Source organism: Anaeromassilibacillus sp. SJQ-5 (assembly GCF_054108045.1).
The window spans coordinates 2,075,889-2,097,108 of record NZ_JBPJWQ010000001.1 but is presented as its reverse complement, the minus strand read 5'-3'; the positions used below and the strand labels follow the sequence as shown (position 1 = coordinate 2,097,108).

The 21,220-nt window shown below is 59.6% G+C and carries 19 protein-coding genes and 1 other annotated feature; of the genes, 15 read left to right on the top strand and 4 right to left on the bottom strand.

Annotated elements, in window-relative coordinates; genetic code table 11:
• Positions 1-108: 108 nt before the first annotated feature.
• The 9 genes from ACSAMM_RS08910 to purD all read left to right on the top strand — a co-directional run bounded on the left by ACSAMM_RS08910 (position 109) and on the right by purD (position 8,380).
• Positions 109-312: a helix-turn-helix domain-containing protein gene (locus tag ACSAMM_RS08910; protein WP_457791107.1), complete on the top strand. Its 204-nt coding sequence runs from the start codon at positions 109-111 to the stop codon at positions 310-312.
• A gap of 384 nt (positions 313-696) precedes the next feature.
• The gene (gene purE, locus ACSAMM_RS08905; protein ID WP_178722775.1) at positions 697-1,194 is read left to right on the top strand and encodes a 5-(carboxyamino)imidazole ribonucleotide mutase; all 498 of its coding nucleotides are present in this window, start codon (positions 697-699) and stop codon (positions 1,192-1,194) included.
• A 25-nt stretch (positions 1,195-1,219) separates the two neighbouring features.
• Complete coding sequence (gene purC / locus ACSAMM_RS08900) at positions 1,220-1,930, top strand: phosphoribosylaminoimidazolesuccinocarboxamide synthase (protein WP_457791106.1); 711 nt, start codon at positions 1,220-1,222, stop codon at positions 1,928-1,930.
• A 38-nt stretch (positions 1,931-1,968) separates the two neighbouring features.
• Positions 1,969-3,378 carry an amidophosphoribosyltransferase gene (locus ACSAMM_RS08895; protein WP_457791105.1) on the top strand — a complete coding sequence of 470 codons (1,410 nt, stop codon included), beginning with the start codon at positions 1,969-1,971 and terminating at the stop codon, positions 3,376-3,378.
• Positions 3,379-3,414: 36 nt separating this feature from the next.
• Positions 3,415-4,455, top strand: a complete 1,041-nt coding sequence (purM, locus tag ACSAMM_RS08890; RefSeq protein ID WP_457791104.1) for a phosphoribosylformylglycinamidine cyclo-ligase — start codon at positions 3,415-3,417, stop codon at positions 4,453-4,455.
• A gap of 22 nt (positions 4,456-4,477) precedes the next feature.
• Positions 4,478-5,104 (top strand): phosphoribosylglycinamide formyltransferase, encoded by a 627-nt coding sequence (purN, locus tag ACSAMM_RS08885; protein WP_457791103.1) that lies wholly within the window; start codon positions 4,478-4,480, stop codon positions 5,102-5,104.
• Positions 5,105-5,166: 62 nt separating this feature from the next.
• A complete protein-coding gene (locus tag ACSAMM_RS08880; protein ID WP_457791102.1) occupies positions 5,167-5,880 on the top strand; it encodes an IMP cyclohydrolase in 714 nt (237 codons plus the stop codon).
• A gap of 35 nt (positions 5,881-5,915) precedes the next feature.
• Entirely contained in the window at positions 5,916-7,091 is a 1,176-nt protein-coding gene (locus ACSAMM_RS08875) for a phosphoribosylaminoimidazolecarboxamide formyltransferase (protein WP_457791101.1), read from the top strand.
• A gap of 17 nt (positions 7,092-7,108) precedes the next feature.
• Complete coding sequence (gene purD, locus ACSAMM_RS08870; protein WP_457791100.1) at positions 7,109-8,380, top strand: phosphoribosylamine--glycine ligase; 1,272 nt, start codon at positions 7,109-7,111, stop codon at positions 8,378-8,380.
• 36 nt (positions 8,381-8,416) lie between these two features.
• Here purD and ACSAMM_RS08865 read toward each other — a convergent pair whose 3' ends face one another.
• Positions 8,417-9,055 (bottom strand): orotate phosphoribosyltransferase, encoded by a 639-nt coding sequence (locus ACSAMM_RS08865; protein ID WP_457791099.1) that lies wholly within the window; start codon positions 9,053-9,055, stop codon positions 8,417-8,419.
• 298 nt (positions 9,056-9,353) lie between these two features.
• Between ACSAMM_RS08865 and ACSAMM_RS08860 the strand changes: the two genes are divergently transcribed.
• From ACSAMM_RS08860 to ACSAMM_RS08850, 3 genes are all read left to right on the top strand, one after another.
• The gene (locus tag ACSAMM_RS08860) at positions 9,354-9,863 is read left to right on the top strand and encodes a DUF6106 family protein (protein ID WP_457791098.1); all 510 of its coding nucleotides are present in this window, start codon (positions 9,354-9,356) and stop codon (positions 9,861-9,863) included.
• 165 nt (positions 9,864-10,028) lie between these two features.
• Positions 10,029-11,561 (top strand): NAD(P)H-hydrate dehydratase, encoded by a 1,533-nt coding sequence (locus ACSAMM_RS08855; protein ID WP_457791097.1) that lies wholly within the window; start codon positions 10,029-10,031, stop codon positions 11,559-11,561.
• A 110-nt stretch (positions 11,562-11,671) separates the two neighbouring features.
• A complete protein-coding gene (locus ACSAMM_RS08850; protein ID WP_457791096.1) occupies positions 11,672-12,205 on the top strand; it encodes a hypothetical protein in 534 nt (177 codons plus the stop codon).
• Positions 12,206-12,254: 49 nt separating this feature from the next.
• Here the strand turns inward: ACSAMM_RS08850 and ACSAMM_RS08845 are convergent, their stop codons facing one another.
• The 3 genes from ACSAMM_RS08845 to ACSAMM_RS08835 all read right to left on the bottom strand — a co-directional run bounded on the left by ACSAMM_RS08845 (position 12,255) and on the right by ACSAMM_RS08835 (position 15,317).
• Positions 12,255-13,019 (bottom strand): GNAT family N-acetyltransferase, encoded by a 765-nt coding sequence (locus ACSAMM_RS08845; RefSeq protein WP_457791095.1) that lies wholly within the window; start codon positions 13,017-13,019, stop codon positions 12,255-12,257.
• A 14-nt stretch (positions 13,020-13,033) separates the two neighbouring features.
• The gene (locus tag ACSAMM_RS08840) at positions 13,034-14,434 is read right to left on the bottom strand and encodes an MFS transporter (protein WP_457791094.1); all 1,401 of its coding nucleotides are present in this window, start codon (positions 14,432-14,434) and stop codon (positions 13,034-13,036) included.
• 139 nt (positions 14,435-14,573) lie between these two features.
• Positions 14,574-15,317, bottom strand: coding sequence for a phosphotransferase (locus tag ACSAMM_RS08835; RefSeq protein WP_178722749.1), 744 nt, complete (start codon positions 15,315-15,317; stop codon positions 14,574-14,576).
• Between the two features lie 388 nt (positions 15,318-15,705).
• On the opposite strand from ACSAMM_RS08835, the gene adhE reads away from it, so the two are divergent.
• From adhE to ACSAMM_RS08820, 3 genes are all read left to right on the top strand, one after another.
• A complete protein-coding gene (gene adhE / locus ACSAMM_RS08830) occupies positions 15,706-18,342 on the top strand; it encodes a bifunctional acetaldehyde-CoA/alcohol dehydrogenase (protein ID WP_457791093.1) in 2,637 nt (878 codons plus the stop codon).
• A gap of 368 nt (positions 18,343-18,710) precedes the next feature.
• Complete coding sequence (locus ACSAMM_RS08825) at positions 18,711-19,607, top strand: ABC transporter ATP-binding protein (protein WP_457791092.1); 897 nt, start codon at positions 18,711-18,713, stop codon at positions 19,605-19,607.
• Entirely contained in the window at positions 19,604-20,857 is a 1,254-nt protein-coding gene (locus tag ACSAMM_RS08820; RefSeq protein ID WP_178722743.1) for an ABC transporter permease, read from the top strand. The genes ACSAMM_RS08825 and ACSAMM_RS08820 overlap by 4 nt, the downstream gene beginning before the upstream one ends.
• A gap of 52 nt (positions 20,858-20,909) precedes the next feature.
• Positions 20,910-21,194: a binding site (T-box leader), on the top strand.
• Positions 21,195-21,220 lie beyond the last annotated feature (26 nt).

The following is a 21,220-nucleotide window of genomic DNA, read 5'->3' as shown; positions in this document are numbered from 1 at the left end:
CACCTCCTTACATATAGACTATTACATTATATAATGTAATAGTCTATATGTAAAGGGACATACTAACCTATTATCTAATGTATAAATTAGATAATAGGGGAATGCGTAATGGTAGAGTTAAATGTTCTGCCCCTTCTGGAAAAGCAAGGCCGTACGAAATATTGGCTGTATAGGCAGCTGAACATGAGCTATCAGAATTTCAGCAGGATGATTCGAAACGAAACCAAGTCGATTCGGTATGAAAATATTGAAATACTTTGTCAGGTGCTGGAATGCACACCCAATGATCTTTTCGTATTCGTCGACGATTGATTTCATGGCCTATTTCAGCTATCAGGACTCACCCGCAAAATAAACAAAAACCCCTTTGGCCCGCCGATCTTCCCATGGTATCCCTACAAATTTCCACCGGGCGGGATTTTGCGCTTGAATTCGACCGGAAATTGCAATACAATAGTAGCAGCGAACCCTGTCTGTTATGGGGTGGAAAACGCAGGGAGGTTGTGAATATGCAGGACTATGGAATGTCCGGCTGTGGAATGTCCGGTTACGGGAGCATTCTGCGCAGGAAATGCCGTGTTCACAATACCGGTGCGGGCAAAATTTGACAAGTGCAGGCTGTGGCGCGTTCGGCGTCCCAGCCTGTTTTTATTGCCGGGACAAGCTCCCGGCGGGAAAGGGTAGGTGGTTTGTACTATGAAAAAAGTGGCGGTTATCATGGGCAGCGACAGCGATCTGCCGGTGGTCGGCAAAGCCATCGATAAGCTGGGGGACTTCGGCGTGCCCGTGGAGGTTCATGTCATGTCGGCGCACCGCACGCCCGAAGCCGCGGCGGCGTTTTCAGCTTCGGCGGCGGACAAGGGCTTCGGCGTCATCATCGCGGCGGCGGGCAAGGCGGCCCATCTGGCGGGCGTGCTGGCGGCCCACACGGTGCTGCCGGTCATCGGCATTCCGGTAAAATCCTCCACCCTGGACGGGCTGGACGCCCTGCTTTCCACGGTGCAGATGCCCTCCGGCATCCCGGTGGCAACGGTGGCCATCGACGGCGCGGAAAACGCCGCCCTGCTGGCCGTGCAGATGCTGGCGCTCAGCGACGAGACGCTGAAAAACCGGCTGATCGCCATGAAGAAAACCATGGCTGAAGGGGTTCTCGCCAAGGATAAGGCCCTGGCGGACAAGCTAAATCAGGCGTAATGCTTATACGATAGGAGACGAGTATATGAACAAGCTGGAACAACTGTACGAGGGCAAAGCCAAAAAGGTATTCGCCACCGAGGATCCGGAACTGGTGATCGTCGATTACAAGGACGATGCCACGGCTTTCAACGGCGAGAAAAAGGGCACCATCATGGGCAAGGGCGTTATCAACAACCGGGTGACCAATTTCCTGATGCAGAAGCTGGAAAAGGAAGGCGTACCCACCCATTTTGTCAAGGAGCTGTCCGAGCGGGAAACCGTGGTCAAAAAGGTGTCCATCGTTCCCCTGGAGGTCATCATCCGCAACATCGCCGCCGGTTCCTTCTCCAAGCGCTTCGGCGTGGAGGAAGGCACGGTGCTGAAAACCCCGTCTCTCGAGTTCAGCTATAAGGACGACGCGCTGGGCGATCCGCTGATCAACGAGTATCACGCGCTGGCCCTTGGCATCGCCACGAGAGAGGAAATGGATTGCATCGCCAAATACGCGTTCAAGGTCAACGAAGTGCTCAAGGCCTTCTTCCTGACGCTGGACATCGAGCTGGTGGACTTCAAGCTGGAGTTCGGTAAGCTGGCCGACGGCACCATCGTGCTGGCCGACGAAATTTCTCCCGATACCTGCCGCTTCTGGGATGTGCACACCCATGAGAAGCTGGACAAGGATCGGTTCCGCCGCAACCTGGGCGGGGAAGTGGAAGCCTATCAGGAGATCATGCGCCGCATGATGGGTGAATAATCGCAGGAAATACAGGCTTTGTACCAAGGAGGAACTATATGGGCGGCGTATTCGGCGTAGCCTCGCATGACAATTGTATCACCGATTTATTCTTTGGGGTGGATTATCACTCGCATCTGGGCACCCGCCGGGGCGGCATGGCCGTTTACAGCGCGGACAAGGGCTTTGAGCGGGCTATTCACAACATTGAGAATGCACCCTTCCGCACCAAGTTCGAGCGGGACGTGGACGACATGTCCGGGCCGCTGGGTATCGGCTGTATCAGCGACACCGATCCCCAGCCCCTCATTGTCCGGTCGCATCTGGGCAACTACGCCATCACAACCGTGGGGCGGATTAACAACCTGGAGGAGCTGGTGGGACAGGCCTTTGCCAACGGCAGCTCCCACTTCCTGGAAATGAGCGGCGGCAAGGTCAACGCCACCGAGCTGACAGCCTGCCTCATCAATCAGAAGGACTCGATAACCGAGGGGATCCGCCACGCGCAGGAGCTGATCGACGGCTCTATGACTTTGCTGCTCCTGACCAAGGACGGCCTGTACGCCGCCCGGGACCGGATGGGCCGCACCCCGCTGATTCTCGGTAAAAAGGACGGCGCTATGTGCGTGTCCTTTGAGTCCTTCGCCTACCTCAACCTGGGGTATAAGGACGAGCACAGCCTCGGCCCGGGGGAAATCGTCCGCGTCACGGCGGACGGGTACGAGGTGCTGCAGGCTCCCGGGAAGAAGATGAAAATCTGCGCGTTCCTGTGGACGTATTTCGGCTATCCCCCCTCCTCCTACGAGGGGGTCAGCGTGGAGCAGATGCGGTATAACTGCGGCCGGATCCTGGCCCAGAACGACAAGGACACCGAGGCGGACTTCGTGGCCGGGGTGCCCGATTCCGGCACCGCCCACGCCGTCGGCTACGCCAACGAATCGGGGATTCCCTTCGCCCGCCCCTTTATCAAATACACCCCCACATGGCCCCGCAGCTTCATGCCGCAGAATCAGTCGGTGCGCAACCAGGTAGCCCACATGAAGCTCATCCCCGTGGACGCCCTCATCCGGGACAAGCGGCTGCTGTTCATCGACGACTCGGTGGTGCGGGGTACTCAGATGCGGGAAACGGTGGATTTTCTCTATGACAGCGGCGCCAAAGAGGTGCATATCCGGCCCGCCTGCCCCCCCATCATGTTCGGCTGCAAATACCTCAATTTTTCCCGTTCCACCTCCGACCGGGATCTCATCACCCACACGGTGATCCAAGAGCTGGAGGGGGAGGAGGGCTTCCGCCATCTGGAGGAGTATATTGACTCCCACACCGAGCGGTACGCCCGCATGGTGGACGGCATTTGCAAGAATCTGCGGGTCACCTCCCTGCGGTATCAAACCCTGGAGGGGATGCTGGCTTCTATCGGCATCGACCCGGAGCAGGTTTGCACATATTGTTGGACGGGCCGTGAATAAGCCCGAAAGGTTCAAAGAAAGGCTGGAACTCAAACGATGAATAACAGCGTAAGCGAGAGCTATGCGGCCGCCGGAGTGGACGTCACCGCCGGGTATAAGGCCGTGGAACTGATGAAGGCCCATGTGGCCCGCACCGCCGTGCCCGGCGTGCTGTCCGGCATCGGCGGCTTCGGCGGCCTGTTTGAGCCGGATTTCAGCGGCATGAAGCGCCCGGTGCTGGTTTCCGGCACCGACGGCGTGGGCACCAAGCTGAAGCTGGCCTTCCTGATGGACAAGCACGATACCGTGGGCATCGACTGCGTGGCCATGTGCGTCAACGACGTGGCCTGCTCGGGCGCGCAGCCCCTGTTTTTCCTGGATTATATTGCCTGCGGCAAGAATTTCCCGGAGAAAATCGCCGCTATCGTCTCCGGCGTGGCGGAGGGCTGCGTGCAGTCCGGCTGCGCCCTCATCGGCGGCGAAACCGCCGAAATGCCCGGCTTCTATCCGGAGGATGAATACGATTTGGCGGGCTTCAGCGTCGGCATGGCCGATTATGACAGCATCGTCGATTCCAAGAATGTGCGGGCGGGGGACGCTCTCATCGGCGTGGCCTCCAGCGGCGTGCATTCCAACGGCTTTTCCTTGGTGCGTAAGGTCTTCGACGTGAACGAAAAAACGCTGGCCGTCCATTACGACGAGCTGGGCGCCACCCTGGGGGAAACCCTGCTCACCCCGACCAAAATCTACGTCAAGCCCCTGCTGGCCCTGATGAAGCAGGTGAAAGTGCACGGCATTTCCCATATCACCGGCGGCGGCTATTATGAGAACATCCCCCGGATGCTGCCCGAAGGGCTGACGGCGGTCATCGAGAAAAGGAACGTCCCGGTGCTGCCGGTGTTCCAGCTGCTGCAGAAGGTGGGCGGCATTCCCGAGCGGGATATGTTCAACACCTTCAACATGGGCACCGGCCTGGTGCTGGCCGTGGCGCCGGAGCAGGCGGATGAGGCGGTGCGCCTCCTGAACGCCCACGGCGAAAAGGCCATGATGCTGGGCGAGGTCCGCTCCGGCGGCGCCGGGGTCGAGCTGGTCGGCTAAACGGGGAAAGGCGGATTTTATCATGGTACATATTGCCGTTCTGGTGTCCGGCGGCGGCACCAACCTGCAGGCCCTGCTGGACGCACAGGAGGCGGGAGCGATCCGGAACGGCCGGATCGTCAAGGTCATCGCCTCGCGGCCGGACGCCTATGCGCTGGAGCGGGCGGCCGCGAAGCGGGTGCCCACGGCGGTGGTCAGCCGGAAGGCTTACGCCACCCCCGAAGCCTTTGACGAGGCCCTTTTGGCCGAGCTGGAGGCTTGCGGGGCGGAGCTGGTGGTGCTCGCGGGCTTCCTCTCCATTTTGGGGGAGAAGGTGATCGCCCGGTACCGCAACCGGATTCTTAATGTCCACCCGTCTCTGATTCCGGCCTTCTGCGGCAAGGGCTTTTATGGCCTCAAGGTGCATGAGGCGGCGCTGGCTTACGGGGTCAAGGTGACCGGCGCGACGGTGCATCTCGTCAACGAAATCCCCGACGGAGGGGCCATCGTCCTGCAAAAAGCGGTGGCCGTGCAGCCCGCCGATACTCCGGAAACCCTGCAGCTGCGCGTCATGCGGCAGGCGGAATGGGAACTGCTGCCCCAGGCGGTTTCCCTGTTCTGCGAAGGGAAAATCCGCGTGGAAGGCAACATCGCCGTCGTTGACGAATAAAACCCGGCCCCGTTTTCTATGGAGGATGGGGCCGCTTTTTCAAGAGTAAGGGAGAGAATGCTATGCAGATACAATCGCTGTCCAAAGAACTGAGCGCCACCACCTATCCGGGCCGCGGCATCGTCCTGGGCAAAAGCGCGGACGCCCGCTGCTTCTATATCGCCTACTTCATCATGGGCCGGAGCGAGAACTCCCGCAACCGTATTTTTGAAATCGACGGCCGCGGCATCCGCACCAAAGCTTTCGACGAAAGCAAAATGGTGGATCCGTCCCTCATCATCTACGCGCCGGTGCGGGTCTGCGGCGATGTCACCATCGTCACCAACGGCGATCAGACCGACACGATTTATGACGCGCTCGAAGCAGGGAAAACCTTCGAAGAGGCGCTGCGCTCCCGCACCTTCGAGCCGGACGCCCCCAATTTTACCCCCCGCATTTCCGGCGTGGTGGAGCCGAAGGCCGACCGCTACCGCCTGTCCATTCTCAAATCCGCCGACGGCGATCCCGCATCCACCCGGAGGTATTTCTTTGATTATGACGCGCCCCGCCCCGGCGAAGGCCATTTCATCCACACCTACCAGCAGGACGGGAACCCCCTGCCCTCTTTCGAGGGAGAGCCGGTTCCCGTGACCATCGAAGGGGATCTGGAGACCTTTTCCTGGACGGTATGGGACAACCTGAACGCGGACAATAAGGTCTCCCTCTTCACCCGGTCCATCGATTTGGAAACCGGTGCGGTAACGAGCCTGCTTTTTAACAAACACCAGGGACAATGAACGGGAATTGCGCTGCGAAAGGAATGTGAAGTATCATGAACGAACTGCCGCTGAAATACGGCTGCAACCCCAACCAGAAGCCCTCCCGCATTTTTATGCAGGATGGCCGCGAGCTGCCCATCGAGGTGCTGAACGGCCGCCCCGGCTTCATCAATTTTTTGGACGCCTTCAATAGCTGGCAGCTGGTCAAGGAGCTGAAAGAGGCGACCGGCCTGCCGGCGGCCGCTTCCTTCAAGCATGTCAGCCCCGCCGGCGCGGCGGTGGCCCTGCCGCTGTCCGATACCCTCAAAAAGATCTACTTCGTGGACGATCTGGAGCTGTCAGATATGGCCTGCGCCTATGCCCGCGCCCGCGGCGCCGACCGGATGAGCTCCTATGGCGACTGGGTGGCCTTGTCCGACACCTGTGACAAGCAGACGGCCGCCCTCCTCGCCCGGGAAGTGTCCGACGGCATCATCGCCCCCGATTACACCCCGGAGGCTCTCGAAATTCTGAAAACCAAGCGCAAGGGCTCCTACAACGTGGTGAAGATCGATCCGGCCTACACCCCAGCGCCCATCGAGCATAAAGACGTGTTCGGCATCACCTTCGAGCAGGGACGCAACGAAGTGAAAATCGACGAGGACATGCTGCGCAACCTCGTGACCGACAACACCGATCTGCCCGAGTCTGCCAAGCGGGATCTGCTCATTGCCCTGATCGCGCTGAAGTATACCCAGTCCAATTCCATCTGCTACGCCAAGGACGGCCAGGTCATCGGCGTCGGCGCGGGGCAGCAGAGCCGGATCCACTGCACCCGTCTGGCGGGCAACAAGGCGGACGTCTGGTATCTGCGGCAGCATCCCAAGGTGCTGGCCCTGCCCTTCCGGAGCGATATCCGCCGCCCGGATCGGGACAACACCATCGATGTATATATCTCCGACGAATATGAGGACGTGCTGGCCGACGGCGCGTGGCAGCAGTTCTTCACCGCCCGGCCGGAACCCTTGACCCGCGAGGAACGACGGGTCTGGCTGGACACCCTCACCGGCGTGTCCCTGGGCTCCGACGCCTTCTTCCCCTTCGGGGACAACATCGAGCGGGCGCATAAGTCCGGCGTCAGCTTTATCGCCGAGCCGGGCGGATCCATCCGGGACGATCACGTGATCGAAACCTGCAATAAATACGGCATCGCCATGGCCTTCACCGGCCTGCGGCTGTTCCATCATTGAGGAAAGGCGGGCGGCCTGTGGAAAAAAAGGATATTCTGGTGGTGGGCGGCGGCGGCCGTGAACACGCCATCATACGCAAGCTGAAGGAAAGCCCCCGCTGCGGGAAGCTCTACTGCACCCCCGGCAACGGCGGCATCGCCCGGGACGCCCAATGCTTCGACGTGCCCGCCACCGACGTGGCCGGCGTGGTGGAGCTGGCGACCCGTCTGATGGTGGATCTGGTCTTTGTGGCGCCGGACGATCCGCTGGTGGCCGGCATGGTGGACGCGCTGGAGGAAGCGGGTATCTCCGCCTTCGGCCCCCGCGCCAACGCTGCCATTCTCGAAGGCAGCAAGGTCTTCTCCAAAGACCTTATGAAAAAATACGGCATCCCCACCGCCGGCTACGAGGTGTTCGACAAGCCGGCGGACGCGCTCAATTATATTCGTCTGCAGGACAGCTATCCAGCGGTGGTCAAGGCCGACGGCCTGGCCCTGGGAAAAGGCGTTATCCTCTGCGACGGGTATGAGGAAGCCAAACAGGCCGTCAAGGAGATCATGGAGGATCGGGTGTTCGGCGCGTCGGGCAGCCGGGTGGTGGTGGAGGAATTCCTCACCGGCCCGGAAGTCTCGGTGCTGGCCTTTACCGACGGCAAAACCGTCAAGCCCATGGTTTCCTCCAAGGATCACAAGCGGGCCTTTGACGGTGATATGGGCCCGAATACCGGCGGCATGGGCACCATCAGCCCCAACCCCTATTACACGGACGAAGACGCCGCCTTCTGCATGGAGCATATTTTCCAGCCCACCGTGGACGCTATGGCCAAGGAAGGCCGCCCCTTCAAGGGCTGCTTGTTCTTCGGCCTGATGCTCACCCCCAAGGGTCCGAAGGTGATCGAATACAACTGCCGCTTCGGCGACCCGGAAACCCAGGTGGTGTTGCCTCGGCTGCAAACCGATTTGTTGGATATTGTGGACGCCATCCGGGAGGAACGACTGGCGGAGCTGGACATCCGCTGGAAGGAAGAGGCCTGCGCCTGCGTGGTCATGGCCTCCGGCGGGTACCCTGCCGCTTACCGCAAGGGCCTGCCCATCGCCGGCCTCGACCAGAACGGGCAGCTGCAAGAGGCCTACGCGGTCTACCATGCCGGCACCGCGTGGAAGGACGGCCGCTTTTATACCAACGGCGGCCGGGTGCTGGGCGTGACTGCCGTAGCGGATACCGTTGCCGCCGCCCTGGACAAGGCCTATGAGGCCGTGCAGCACATCGAGTTCGAAAACGCCCACTACCGCAAAGACATCGGTAAATAAAAAAACCGGCATGCAGCGCGCTGCATGCCGGTTTTTCTATACCTTCGAGTATCCGAAGCTGTTGACGATGGCGTCGATTTTCTGCTTGGCCCCACATTGGGGACACTCGTGGGAGATGGAGGTCTGGTATCCTGGAATGTCTTTCTCCCCGAATATCGCGTGCACCGGCAGGCCGTGGGATTCCTGGATGGCGCTGAATATGGCGGCGATACCCACCAGACGTCCGCTGTAATACTGTAAGCACTCCAGCGACCGGTTGATGGTCTTGCCGGTGGAGGCGGAGGAGATCAGCAGCAGAATATTCTGATTCCAAATCATCTTCTGGGTGTTGTCCCGGAAAATCATCTGATTGTTGGCGTTCAGTTCCGGTGTGATGACGCAGATGTCCCGTCCCGCGCTCATGGACGGGCCGGACTGGGACAGCTCCCGCGCCAGAAAGGCCCCCAGCATCTCGGTGCCCTCCAGGCAGATGATGGTGTCCACCGGCGTGACCGTGCGATAGTGCTCCGCCAGGACGGCCGCACCGCTCTCCGCCATCTTATGCTGGCTCTTGATGGCGGTCATGTCGATGTAATAATTGACATGCGAGTGGTTGGTGGCGAAATGGCCGGGGATCACACCGATTTTAACAGACTTGTTTTCCCGGGACACGATGCTTTGCACACGGTTTTCCATAAGCTCCTCCTTGAAACGGCCGGAATATAAAATGGCCGTTTTTATTATTGTAACACATTGAATAGGTTCTATCAAGAATTATTAAAAAAATAGTGGATTTTTTTAAAATGCGCGTGAAAAAGCAAAACAAAATGCCACCCTTTCATAACCACCAAAGTTTTCAGCGGCCGTCTGTGCAGCCTGCTGAAAAGCCGAGGCTTGTTCATGTAAAATTCATGGGTTTTTCCGCCCAGTTCCTTGCATTGTCCGGGAAGGGTATGCTATAATGACACCATAAGAATAAGGAGTGGAAGAACCGATGGATACTTTTGTGGAGCAAATTGTCGCCAAGAAAAAGGGCGGTAAGGAATATGGCATCATCTTTCTGGTGATTCTGGCGGCCCTGGTTCTGACGGCGGCCCTGTTTTTGCTGTTTCCGCCGCTGATGGTGCTGGTGGTCGGCATCGGCTACGGGGCCTGGTGGCTGATCACCAGCCAGAATGTGGAGTATGAGTACAGCGTCACCAACGGCGACATTGATATTGATCAGATTATCGCCCAGCGCAAGCGCAAGCGCATCGTGTCCGTGAGCGGCTCGAAAATCGAAAGCCTAGTGCCCTACAACGCGGCGGAATATGCCAACCGTCACTTTGATCGGACGGTGATGGCGGCGCCGTCCATGGAGGCGGCGACCTGGTGCTTCACCTATCACAGCAAGAAGAACGGCCACACCCTGGTGGTGTTTTCTCCCGAGGAGCGGGTGCTGAACGCGCTGAAATCCGGCCTGACCAAGCTGGTGGAGCTGGAGATGAAAAGGAAATCGATGTGATCCGGATGTCGTGCAACATGGAACATGTTGCACGACATTCTAGTTCCTGCGCTCGATGTGCCTTGTGCGGGACCTCTGGAAAAACCGCATGCGGGCCATGAATGGTGGCCCGCATTTCTTGTCTCCTGCGCTTACATTCTTAAAAATTCGGAAAGGATGAACACCATGAAAGTGCTGACAGCCAGAGGCATGCGTCTGCTGGAAGCGGCGGCGGTGGAGGAAGGCCTGGATTACCGCCGGCTGATGGAAAACGCGGGAAGCGCCGCCGCCCGGCGGATCCGCACCTTGGACGGCCTGACGGGCCGCACCGCCGTCGTTCTCTGCGGCAGCGGCAACAACGGCGGCGACGGCTTTGTCGTGGCCCGTAAGCTGGCGGAGGAAAGCTTCGCGGTGACCGCCGTACTGCTGTGCGGTCAGCCAAAGTCCGCCCAGGCCCGGGAGATGTACAGCCGCATGGAAGGCCTTGGCGTTTCCGTTCTCAATCTGGAGACCGAGCCATATATGGCAGCCAGCGCTGTGCGGGAAGCGCAGCTGGTGGTAGACGCAGTATACGGTATCGGCTTTCACGGAGATTTGCCCGATTATATGCGCCCCCTGTTCCGCCAGGTCAACGCCGCCGAGGCGATCACCATCGCCATTGACGTGCCCAGCGGCATGGACTGCGATACCGGCCTGTGCGATCCCGATACTCTGGCCGCCGACCGCACCATTACCTTCACCGCCATGAAGCCGGGCCTGCTGTCCGCCAAATCCTCCGCCGTCTGCGGCGCGGTGGAGGTGGTGGGCATCGGCATCGACGAGCGGCTCATCGATCAGTTCACCTCCGATCAGTCGATTATCGATTGGGATATGGTGGCCCATTGCTTCCAGCCCCGTCCGGCGGACAGCCACAAGGGCACCTATGGCCACCTGCTGTCGGTCTGCGGCAGCTATGGTATGGCGGGCGCCGCCATCCTGGCCGCACGGGCCGCTCTGCGCTGCGGCGCCGGTCTCGTGACGGCGGCCATGCCCGCCTCGGTGTATCCTCTGGCCGCCGGCAGCGTGCCGGAAGCGCTGTTTTTGCCCTTGCCTGAAACCGGCGACGGCCTTCTGGCCATGGCGGCGCGGGAGAAGCTGCGGGAGCGGCTGGCCCGCTGCACCGCCGTCCTGGTTGGCTGCGGCCTGGGCTGCGGCGGCCAGGTGCCGGCGGTGGTGGAGGACGTTCTGCGTCACGCCTCCTGTCCAGTGGTGTTGGACGCGGATGGTATAAATTGCGTCGCCCAGCATATAGATATAAGGAAAACGACCCAGGTTCCGCTGGTCCTCACGCCCCATCCCGGGGAAATGGCCCGCCTGCTCGGCTGTTCCATCGAACAGGTGCAGGATAACCGGCTGGAGACAGCCCGCCGCTTCGCGGAGGAGCAGCAGGTGATTCTCGTCCTCAAGGGCAGTAAAACCGTTGTCGCCGCACCCGGGCAGACCCTACTGGTGAATACCACCGGCAATCCGGGCATGGCCACCGGCGGCAGCGGCGATGTTCTGGCGGGCATGATCGCTTCCTTTATCGCGCAGGGGATGGAGCCCTATCGCGCGGCCATGTGCGGCGTGTATCTGCACGGACTGGCCGGGGACGCGGCGGCGCATCGGATTTCGCAGCACGCGATGCTGCCTTCCGATTTGCTGGAGGAACTGGGCGGGTTGTTTTTGCGCCTGGAATAAACGCGGGGAGCCGATGGGCCGCCGCCGTCCGGGCGGAGACTCATCGGCTCCGTTTCGCCGGCGGAAAGGGAGCGGCCAACTCTGTGCAGCCGGAGAAATGGAGTAGTTCTATGACCCGCCGTTTTTTCGGCCTGTGCCTGGCGCTGCTGATGGCGCTGCTGCTCTGCACAGCCTGCAACTCGCAAAATAAGAATCCCGAGAAGCCGGTGACCACCGGCTTTGCCTGCGATGTGGATATGACGTATCAGGATATGCGGGTGAAGGGACATTTGACCCGGATGTCCGCCGGCACGCTGAAAATGGAATTCACCGAACCCGCCACCCTGAACGGCATGTCCATGGAGTGGGACGGGGAGACCATCTCGGTCAAATATGCCGGCCTGTCCTTCGGCGTGGATCCGGCCGCCGTGCCGGAAAGCGCCCTGGGCAAGGGGCTTCTGGACGCACTGGACGCCGGCTTTCGCAGTGGGGGAGAGGGGCAGATGACCGATAAGGGGCTGTCTGTCACCGGTCAGTCGGTCAACGGCCAGTTCGAGATGCTGTCCGATCCGCAGACCGGCCAGCTGCTGTCCCTGAAGATCCCCGAATTGAAGGTGGCCGCCACCTTCTCCAATTTTCAGATCGCCGAAGAACCCGCCAAATAAGCCAAGCGCCGGCTGTGTACGCAGCCGGCGCTTTTTCTATCCGGTTTTGTCAGACTGGCGTGACCGCATAGGTAACATAGGCTCCCGCCGGCCGGTATCCAAGCTTTTCCGCCAGTGCTGCTGAAGTCGGGTTGGCGGCATCCCAGCTGGGATACAAGCCGCGATCCAGGCAGGTAAGAATTAGCCGGGCGGCGCAGGCCGTGGCCAGTCCCCGCTGCCGATGCTCCGGCGCCGTGTCGATTTCAATCTCGATGCCGCCTTCATAATACGCGTAGGTGGACGCGCCGCAGACTGGTTCGTCCGCGCACAGGGCCGCCGTCCCCACGGCGTGGGCCCGGTAATCCTCCCAGGTCGGAAACTGGCTGACCAAATCCCGGCTCCATTCTTTGGCTTTCAGCTGTTCATACAGCTCCCGGCCGATGGGAAGCTCCTGGTATCCTGCCGGAACGGCGGCCAGCCTGGCCAAATACGCCCGATCGAAGGCCGATGGCTCCTTCTCAAAGGCGTATCGCTCGACGCGCTCGAACCGCCCCGGGTTTCTCTGCTCGATGAGGGCCTCCCAAGCTGCGTCGGGCGGTACCGCCAGCAGCCAGCGAGGGATGTGCCCCGCCAGCTCCGCCGCCCCGGCCGCCCTGGCGTCCCCGCCGAAAAAGCAGAAATCGCCGAGCAGCAGCTGGGCGCAGGCGGGCGGGGTTTCCTCTGCGGCGTACGCTTCCCCCATCAGCCCTTGCAGGCAGGACCAGACCATGGTTTCCTGCACGCCCTCGAACAGTGGGGCGATGGCGGGCAGCTCCTCTTTTGTCAGCTTATGCATGTGCGCCCTCCTGTCTACTCCGTTTCAGCTTCGCTTTCGCCAGTGGGAGGCTCTTCCTGTATCACCGGCTCCCCGGCCCGGCGCAGCGCCTTGTGGGTGTAGATGCCGCCGCCCAGAAGCACCAGCAGCAGCCCGGTCGCCAGCAGTAGAACCTCGATGGGTATCGCGTCCCCCAGCGGGCCGAACAGCACCATGCCCAGCGGCATGGCGGCGGTCACCACAATCTGCAGCAGGCTGAATATCCGCCCCTGCATGTCGGACTGGATACGCTCCTGCAGCAGTACGGTGAGCGCCGAACTGAAAAAAGGCACAAACACACCGGTCACCAGGATCACCGCGAGATAGACCCAGAAGTTCAGCGGGATCCCCAGCAGCGCGGTGCAGAATCCGAAGCACGAGCAGGCAAAGGCGATGGTGGCGATGCGGTTGCGGAAACCGCCCCAGGCGGCGATGATAACGCCACCCGCCACCGAGCCGATGCTGAACAGCATCTCCACCAGGGTCAGGCGCCATACGTCGTCCCCGAAGGTGCGGGTCACTTGCAACGGCGTCATCTGCGCGGCGGGCACCAGCAGGAAGAAAAACACCGCGTAGAAAATCAGCAGCTCGCGGATAAATCCGCTTCTTTTCACATACCGCAGCCCGGCCTTCAGGTCGTCCAGGTAGCCGCCCTTCTGTTTTTCCCGCGCCTTTTGGTGCAGCGGGATTCGCTGCACGGAGAGGATGCTGATGCCGATGACGGCCGTGATTACGTCGATTAGAAAGATGAATCCGAGAGGGGCCACCGCCATCAGCCAACCGCTGACCGCGGGGGACAGCAGGGTCATCATGGACGTGACGCTGCCATTGATGCCGTTGACCTTCATCAGTTTGTCCTGTGGCACCAGCAGCGGAATAACCGCCTGAACCGCCGGCGTCTGGATTCCCTGCCCGATGGAGCGGATGCCCGACACCAGGAATATCAGCCACAGGCTGCCCTGTCCCGCCAGGAACAGGATGGCCAGGATCAGCGTAGAAACCGCGGTCAGGGTGTCGGCGCAGATGATCAGCCGCTTGCGATGATAGCGATCCGCCCACACCCCTGCGAACAAGGAAATCAGTACCTGCGGCAGAAAACCGCATAGGGTGGAGATCATCATCATGATCCCCGATTGGGTGGTCAGGGTGATATACCAGACGATGGCGTACTGCACTAGGCAGGAGCCAAACAGGGAGATGGTCTGCCCGGTCAGAAACAGGGCGATTTTGGTCTTCCAGTTGGACGGGGGTGCCTGCTGCGCCTGCGTTTCCATAACACTCCAATTCTCCGCCGCGGTGATGGTGTCCGGCAGCTCCTTCTTGCGGCGGAACAAGGAGGGCCGGGCGGGCGAGCGGGCGGTTTCACTCCGCCGTCCCCATACAAGAGGCTTTGTCACCGCCGGCTTCCGGCGGGAGGCTCATTATACCAGACCGCGGGCGTCCCGCGCAAGCGAAACCGCAAAAAACGGAAAAAGCCGGGCAAATGGGGGACTTTCCCGCATTTGCCCGGCTTTGATCAGTGCGATTCGCGCCGCCTTATTCGTACGCCACGACGTCGATCCATTTCATCAGCAGCTCTTTTTCCTCCGGACGGTTCTCCGTCAGGCGGGCGGCCGCCACGATGGGCAGCCATTCCTGGACATACTTTTTCGACGTATGGGTCTTTTCGCAGAACAGGTTCATGTACTTCTCCGCCATCTCGGGGGACTGGAGGGACAGCAGCAGATAGGTCTTGGCCACGTCCGCGCTGGCGTTGCCCTGGCGGGCGGCGATCCAGTCCACGATGTAGGTGCCCTTGTCGTTGATGATGATGTTAGCGGGGACGAAGTTGCCGTGGCACAGCTTGACATGCTTGGGCATGCTGTCCAGCCGGGTCAGCAGCTCGTATTTGATGGAATCGCTGATGGTGTCCAGGCTGTTGATGAGCCGGGTCAGCTTATCCTTCAGCTTGCTCAGCTTGGGCATTTTCTCCTGATGCACCTTCAGCTGGAGATCCACCATATCCTCCAGATACCTGTCGGCGTTCTCCGGATGCTTCTTCATCAGATCCTCCAGGGTGTCTCCCTCGATGAGATCCATGGTGATGGCCCAGTGCCCGTCGATGACCGATACTTCGTGAATGGTGGGAACCAGCAGGTCGGTATACTCGATGCGGGCATGGGTCAGCGCTTCATACAAAGCGTCGGTCTTCCGCCCGGTTTTGAAGATCTTAACCGCTTTGTCTCCCTCCCGGTAGATGTCGACGGTTTCGCTCGAGGCAATCAGATTTTTCAGTTCCATGTGGTAAGACTCCTTTCCGTTTGCAGCCTTGGCAATTAAAAATCGCCTGAAACTATATGTATTATACAACTTTAAAAAGGACTCTGTAAAGAGTTTCTTGTAGATTTAACAAACAATTTGCATTTATCGGCCTTTTGATGCAAACTGCTTGGGAACTTATGTGCATAGTGGATATTTTTCATAAGAATGCCGCCCGCTTCCAAGGGGATTTTGTCGTTCTCTGCATGGCTGTCAGGTAATTGGTCGATTTACATAATTTGCCCTTCTGCATTTTGGTTAAAGCCGGGGAAATGATGAGTTGACAGAGAGGGATACACCTGATATAATTAAATTGTTAAAAAAATAACAACTATCCTTGTGGGAAATAGGAACTGGAGGAACAAAGCAGATGAGCAAGAAAGAACTGACGACCCCCGCCGCCGAAACCGCGAACACCGGCCTGGTGGATACGGTGGACGCCTTGGTGGCCAAGATGAATGAGGTTCGCGAAGCCCAGCGTATTTTCGCCACCTATACCCAGGAGCAGGTGGATAAGATTTTCTTCGCCGCCGCTATGGCTGCCAACCAGCAGCGCCTGCCGCTCGCCAAGATGGCGGTGGAGGAAACTGGCATGGGCATCGTGGAAGACAAGGTCATCAAGAACCACTACGCCTCCGAGTATATCTATAATCAGTATAAAGATACGAAAACCTGCGGTGTGTTAGAAGTAGATTCCGTGGCCGGCATCCAGAAGATCGCCGAGCCCATCGGCGTGGTGGCGGCGGTCATCCCCACCACCAACCCCACCTCCACCGCGATTTTCAAAACCCTGATTTGCCTGAAGACTCGCAACGGCATCGTTATCAGCCCCCATCCCCGCGCCAAGAAGAGCACCATCGCCGCCGCGAAGGTGGTGCTGGACGCCGCCGTGGCGGCCGGCGCGCCCAAGGGCATCATCGCCTGGATCGACGTGCCCTCCCTGGAGCTGACCAACGAGGTCATGCGCAGCGCGGATATCATTCTGGCCACCGGTGGCCCCGGCATGGTCAAGGCGGCGTATTCTTCTGGCAAACCTGCCCTGGGCGTCGGCGCGGGCAATACCCCGGCCGTCATCGATGACACGGCGGACGTCACCCTGGCTGTCAACTCTATCATCCATTCCAAGACCTTCGACAACGGCATGATCTGCGCCTCCGAGCAGTCGGTCATCGTTCTCGACAAGGTCTATGACAAGGTGCGCAAGGAATTCGAGGCTAGGGGCTGCTATCTGCTGAAGCCCGACGAAATCGAAAAGGTGCGCAAGACAATTCTCATCAACGGCGCGCTCAACGCGAAAATCGTCGGCCAGTCCGCCCACACCATCGCGAAGCTCGCCGGTGTGGATGTGCCCGAAACCGCCAAGATCCTCATCGGCCAGGTGGAGAGCGTGGACATCGAGGAGGAATTCGCTCACGAAAAGCTGTCCCCCGTGCTGGCCATGTACCGGGCCAAGGATTTCGCCGACGCGGTGAACAAAGCGGATCAGCTGGTGGCGGACGGCGGCTACGGCCACACCTCCTCCCTGTACGTCAACGCCGTGACCGAAAAAGACAAGATCGATGCCTTTGCGGCCCGGATGAAAACCTGCCGCATCCTGGTCAACACCCCCTCCTCCCACGGCGGCATCGGCGATTTGTATAACTTCAGCATGGCGCCGTCCCTCACTTTGGGCTGCGGCTCCTGGGGCGGCAACTCCGTGTCCGAGAACGTGGGCGTCAAGCACCTGATCAATATCAAGACCGTCGCCGAGAGGAGAGAGAACATGCTGTGGTTCCGCGCGCCGGAAAAGGTCTATTTCAAGAAAGGCTGCCTGCCGGTGGCCCTGGCTGAGCTGAAGGCCGTTATGGGCAAAAAGCGGGCTTTCATCGTGACCGACTCCTTCCTCTACAAGAACGGCTATACCAAGACCATCACCGATAAGCTCGACGAGATGGGCATCACCCATACCACCTTCTACGATGTGGCGCCCGATCCCACCCTGGCCTGCGCCAAGGAAGGCGCCAAGGCCATGGCCTCTTTCGAGCCCGACTGCATCATCGCCATCGGCGGCGGATCCGCCATGGACGCCGGCAAGATCATGTGGGTGATGTACGAGCATCCGGACGTGGACTTCATGGATATGGCTATGCGCTTCATGGATATCCGCAAGCGCGTGTACACCTTCCCGAAGATGGGTGAAAAGGCCTACTTCATCGCGGTGCCTACCTCTGCCGGCACCGGCTCCGAGGTGACCCCCTTCGCGGTCATCACCGACGAGACCTCCGGCGTGAAATACCCGCTGGCCGACTATGAGCTGCTGCCCAAGATGGCGATTATCGACGCCGATATGATGATGTCCATGCCCAAGGGCCTGACGTCTGCCTCCGGCATTGACGCCATGACCCATGCTCTGGAAGCCTACGCCTCCATGATGGCCACCGACTATACCGACGGCCTGGCGCTGAAAGCGCTGAAAAACATCTTCACCTATCTGCCCCGCGCCTATAACGACGGCGCCAACGATCCGGTGGCCCGGGAGCGGATGGCCGACGCCTCCACCATGGCCGGCATGGCCTTTGCCAATGCCTTCCTGGGTGTGTGCCATTCCATGGCCCATAAGCTCGGCGCGTTCCACCACCTGCCCCACGGTGTGGCCAACGCCCTGCTCATCAATGAAGTGATGAAGTTTAACGCTGTGGATTGCCCGACCAAGATGGGCACCTTCCCGCAGTACCAGTATCCCCATACCCTGGAGCGGTACTGTGAGTGTGCCGACTTCCTGGGTATCAAAGGCAAGACCAACCAGGAAAAATTCGATAATCTGCTGGCGGCTATTGACGAGCTGAAGGCTAAGGTGGGCATCAAGAAGACCATCAAGGAATACGGCGTGGACGAGAAGTACTTCCTCGATACCCTGGACGAGATGGTAGAGCAGGCTTTCGACGACCAGTGCACCGGCGCCAACCCCCGCTATCCTCTGATGAAGGAAATCAAGGAGATGTATCTGCGGGTTTACTACGGCAAATAATTTTCTTTCCCCATAAACGAAACAGGCGGAAGGCACCGGATGCCTCCCGCCTGTTTCGTTAAGCTCGTCGCCGCTTGTTCTGGTCCTTGCTCCGGCCCCCAACCGGAAAAGCGGCCAATTCGTTGCGCCTCTGGGAACCGACAATCACCGGCGGCAGGAATTCTGACCGCTTTTTCGGGTTAAGGGTATACGGATACGGCATCATCATGGCGTCGCCTCCTTCCTTGCGCCGTTCTCGCTCATAGTTTCTCACCGGCGTGCAAAACTATGAGTTTCTTAAAAACTCGATCTATTTATCTTAAGGTCTATACGAATCCCCCTGTTATACGGTATAATAGGGGTACTCGAATTGAGGGAGGGACACACACATGGGCTTGACCGTGCGTCATGTCAGCAAATCTTTTGGAACGAAAAAAGCGGTGGATTCCATCAGCTTTTCCATGGACGAACCGGGGGTTTTCGGCCTTATCGGCACCAACGGGGCGGGGAAAACCACCACCATCCGCATGATCCTCGGCGTCATGAACAAGGACGAGGGCGACATCCTCTGGAACGGCCAGCCGCTGGATAGAAATCGGGTGCGTGTGGGCTATATGCCCGAGGAACGGGGAATTTATCCCAAAAACAAGGTCCTTGAGCAGCTGGTCTATTTCGGCGAACTGCGGGGCATGAGCCGCCGCGCCGCTACCGAGTCGGCCGAGCGCTGGCTGACCCGCCTGCAGCTTACGGAATACCGCGACATGCTGGCCGAAAAGCTGTCCAAGGGCAATCAACAGAAGGTGCAGCTCATCGCCACCGTCATCCATGACCCGGAGCTGATTTTTCTGGACGAACCCTTCAGCGGTCTGGATCCCATTAATGTGGATGTCTTCAAAAGCGTCCTGGCCGAGCTGATCGCGGCGGGAAAATACATCGTCATGTCCAGCCACCAGATGGCCACCGTCGAGGAATACTGCAAAGATCTGGTGCTGCTCACCCAAGGGAAAACCGTGCTGCAGGGCAATCTGAAGGACATTAAGGCCAGTTATGGCCATACCAACCTGAGCGTGTCCTGCCATGAGGACGTGACCGCCCTGGCCGAGAGTCTGGGCCTGCGCCTGCTGGAGCGGCGGCCCGACGGCTGCGACTTCAAAATTGAAGGCGACGACATGGCCAAAGCCTTCCTGAACGCGCTGGTGGCGGCCGGTATCTTCCCCGAGCGTTTCGAAATTCGGGAACCGTCGCTGCATGAAATCTTTGTGGAGAAAGTAGGGGCTGTGCAATGAGAGACGTACTGACGGTGTTCCGCTTCACCCTGCGGGACGCCTTGCGGAAAAAAGCCTTTATTCTCACCACCGTCATCGTGCTGGTGCTTATCGTGGCGGGCTGCACGGTGCTGCGTGTCGTGGACATGAATAAAAGCGCGCCGGATACCGGCACGGCGGAGCCCGCTCCCGCGGAAAAATCCGACACCTGTTATCTTATCGACGACGCCTCCCTGATTCCTGGCGCCTTGGAGGCCTTGACCGCGGCCCAGCCCACGGTCGACTTCGTGGCCGGCCAGTCGAATAAGCTGAACGACTATAAGGCCGAGGTGGAAACCGATAAAAGTAAATCCATCCTGGTGATTGCCGCCGGGAAGACCGGCCAGCCGGAGCTGACCTTCTACTCCACCGATTTCATGAGCGGGCTGCCCGCCGAAACCCTCACCCGGGTGGTGCAGAACGTGTACGTGGCAGGTCTGCTCTCACAGGCCGGTGTCTCCGCCGATGTCCAGCAGGCCGCCTTGACGGATTTGAGCTATTCGAGCCAGATCGTCGGCAAAATGGATGTTTCCGGCTACGCCATCGGCATCCTGCTGACCATTATCGTCTTTTTCGCTGTCTACTATTACGGCTACGGCGTGGCTATGTCGGTGGCCTCGGAGAAAACCTCCCGCGTGATGGAAACCCTGGTGGTCTCCGCGAAGCCCTCCCGCATCCTGTTGGGCAAATGCCTGGCCATGGGTGTGCTCGGCCTGGTGCAGCTGCTGGCCTTCCTGGTGGTGGGGGCCGTCTGCTTCGCCACCATCGTGCCCGCCGGCTTCACCATCATGGGCATGCCGCTGGCACTGTCCTCCTTCACCTTCGGCTCCGCCCTGCTGGTGCTGGTCTACTTCCTGCTGGGCTACGCGCTGTACGCCGTGATGAACTCGGTCTGCGGCGCGACGGTCAGCCGCGCGGAAGATCTCAACTCCGCTATGATGCCGGTGGTTCTGGTCAGCCTCATCTCCTTCTATGCGGCCTACGCCACCATGTTCCTGCCCAGCGAGGGCATTAAGCGTCTGGTGACCTATATCCCGTTCACCTCGCCCTTCGTCATGCCCTTCCGTCTGCTCAACGAGCAGGTGCCCGCCATGGATATTCTCATTTCCCTGGCCCTGCTGCTGGTGTCCATCGTCCTGGTGGCGGCGGTGTCGGTGCGGATTTACACCGCCTCGGTGCTTCATTATGGCCAGCGCCTGAAGCTGAAGGACGCCATGAAATTGAAAACCTGACCCCTTGACAAACGTCGCCCGGCGTTGTATCATTATCCTAATAATCATATGGATAAAGGTGACGACGGGGAACCAGTACCCGGAAACCTCCTGCAGAGAGCTGCCGGTCGGTGCGAGGCGGCGGAGGGACCCGGCGAATTCTCATCCCCCGAGCTGTCCGCTGAACCCGGTCCCGGCCGGTCAGTAGGCGGGAACGGTTTCCCCCCGTTAGAAGGGACGGCATTCGGACGGCCGGACGACATCTGTAAGGATGCCCGCCGCCGCTGATGCGCGGAGCGGCCCGCCCGGCGGGCAATGAGAGTGGTACCGCGGAGGAACACAAGCCTTCGTCTCTTTATCAAAGAGGCGAAGGCTTTTCTATAC

Bases quoted from the DNA above. Each gene is read 5' to 3' on its own strand.
- ACSAMM_RS08860 (WP_457791098.1), top strand. From the start codon at position 9,354: ATGGATACTTTTGTGGAGCAAATTGTCGCCAAGAAAAAGGGCGGTAAG.
- ACSAMM_RS08845 (WP_457791095.1), bottom strand. From the start codon at position 13,019: ATGCATAAGCTGACAAAAGAGGAGCTGCCCGCCATCGCCCCACTGTTC.
- ACSAMM_RS08895 (WP_457791105.1), top strand. From the start codon at position 1,969: ATGGGCGGCGTATTCGGCGTAGCCTCGCATGACAATTGTATCACCGAT.
- ACSAMM_RS08820 (WP_178722743.1), top strand. From the start codon at position 19,604: ATGAGAGACGTACTGACGGTGTTCCGCTTCACCCTGCGGGACGCCTTG.
- purC (WP_457791106.1), top strand. From the start codon at position 1,220: ATGAACAAGCTGGAACAACTGTACGAGGGCAAAGCCAAAAAGGTATTC.
- ACSAMM_RS08855 (WP_457791097.1), top strand. From the start codon at position 10,029: ATGAAAGTGCTGACAGCCAGAGGCATGCGTCTGCTGGAAGCGGCGGCG.
- ACSAMM_RS08880 (WP_457791102.1), top strand. From the start codon at position 5,167: ATGCAGATACAATCGCTGTCCAAAGAACTGAGCGCCACCACCTATCCG.
- ACSAMM_RS08865 (WP_457791099.1), bottom strand. From the start codon at position 9,055: ATGGAAAACCGTGTGCAAAGCATCGTGTCCCGGGAAAACAAGTCTGTT.
- ACSAMM_RS08910 (WP_457791107.1), top strand. From the start codon at position 109: ATGGTAGAGTTAAATGTTCTGCCCCTTCTGGAAAAGCAAGGCCGTACG.
- purE (WP_178722775.1), top strand. From the start codon at position 697: ATGAAAAAAGTGGCGGTTATCATGGGCAGCGACAGCGATCTGCCGGTG.
- ACSAMM_RS08835 (WP_178722749.1), bottom strand. From the start codon at position 15,317: ATGGAACTGAAAAATCTGATTGCCTCGAGCGAAACCGTCGACATCTAC.
- purN (WP_457791103.1), top strand. From the start codon at position 4,478: ATGGTACATATTGCCGTTCTGGTGTCCGGCGGCGGCACCAACCTGCAG.
- ACSAMM_RS08850 (WP_457791096.1), top strand. From the start codon at position 11,672: ATGACCCGCCGTTTTTTCGGCCTGTGCCTGGCGCTGCTGATGGCGCTG.
- ACSAMM_RS08825 (WP_457791092.1), top strand. From the start codon at position 18,711: ATGGGCTTGACCGTGCGTCATGTCAGCAAATCTTTTGGAACGAAAAAA.
- adhE (WP_457791093.1), top strand. From the start codon at position 15,706: ATGAGCAAGAAAGAACTGACGACCCCCGCCGCCGAAACCGCGAACACC.
- purM (WP_457791104.1), top strand. From the start codon at position 3,415: ATGAATAACAGCGTAAGCGAGAGCTATGCGGCCGCCGGAGTGGACGTC.
- ACSAMM_RS08875 (WP_457791101.1), top strand. From the start codon at position 5,916: ATGAACGAACTGCCGCTGAAATACGGCTGCAACCCCAACCAGAAGCCC.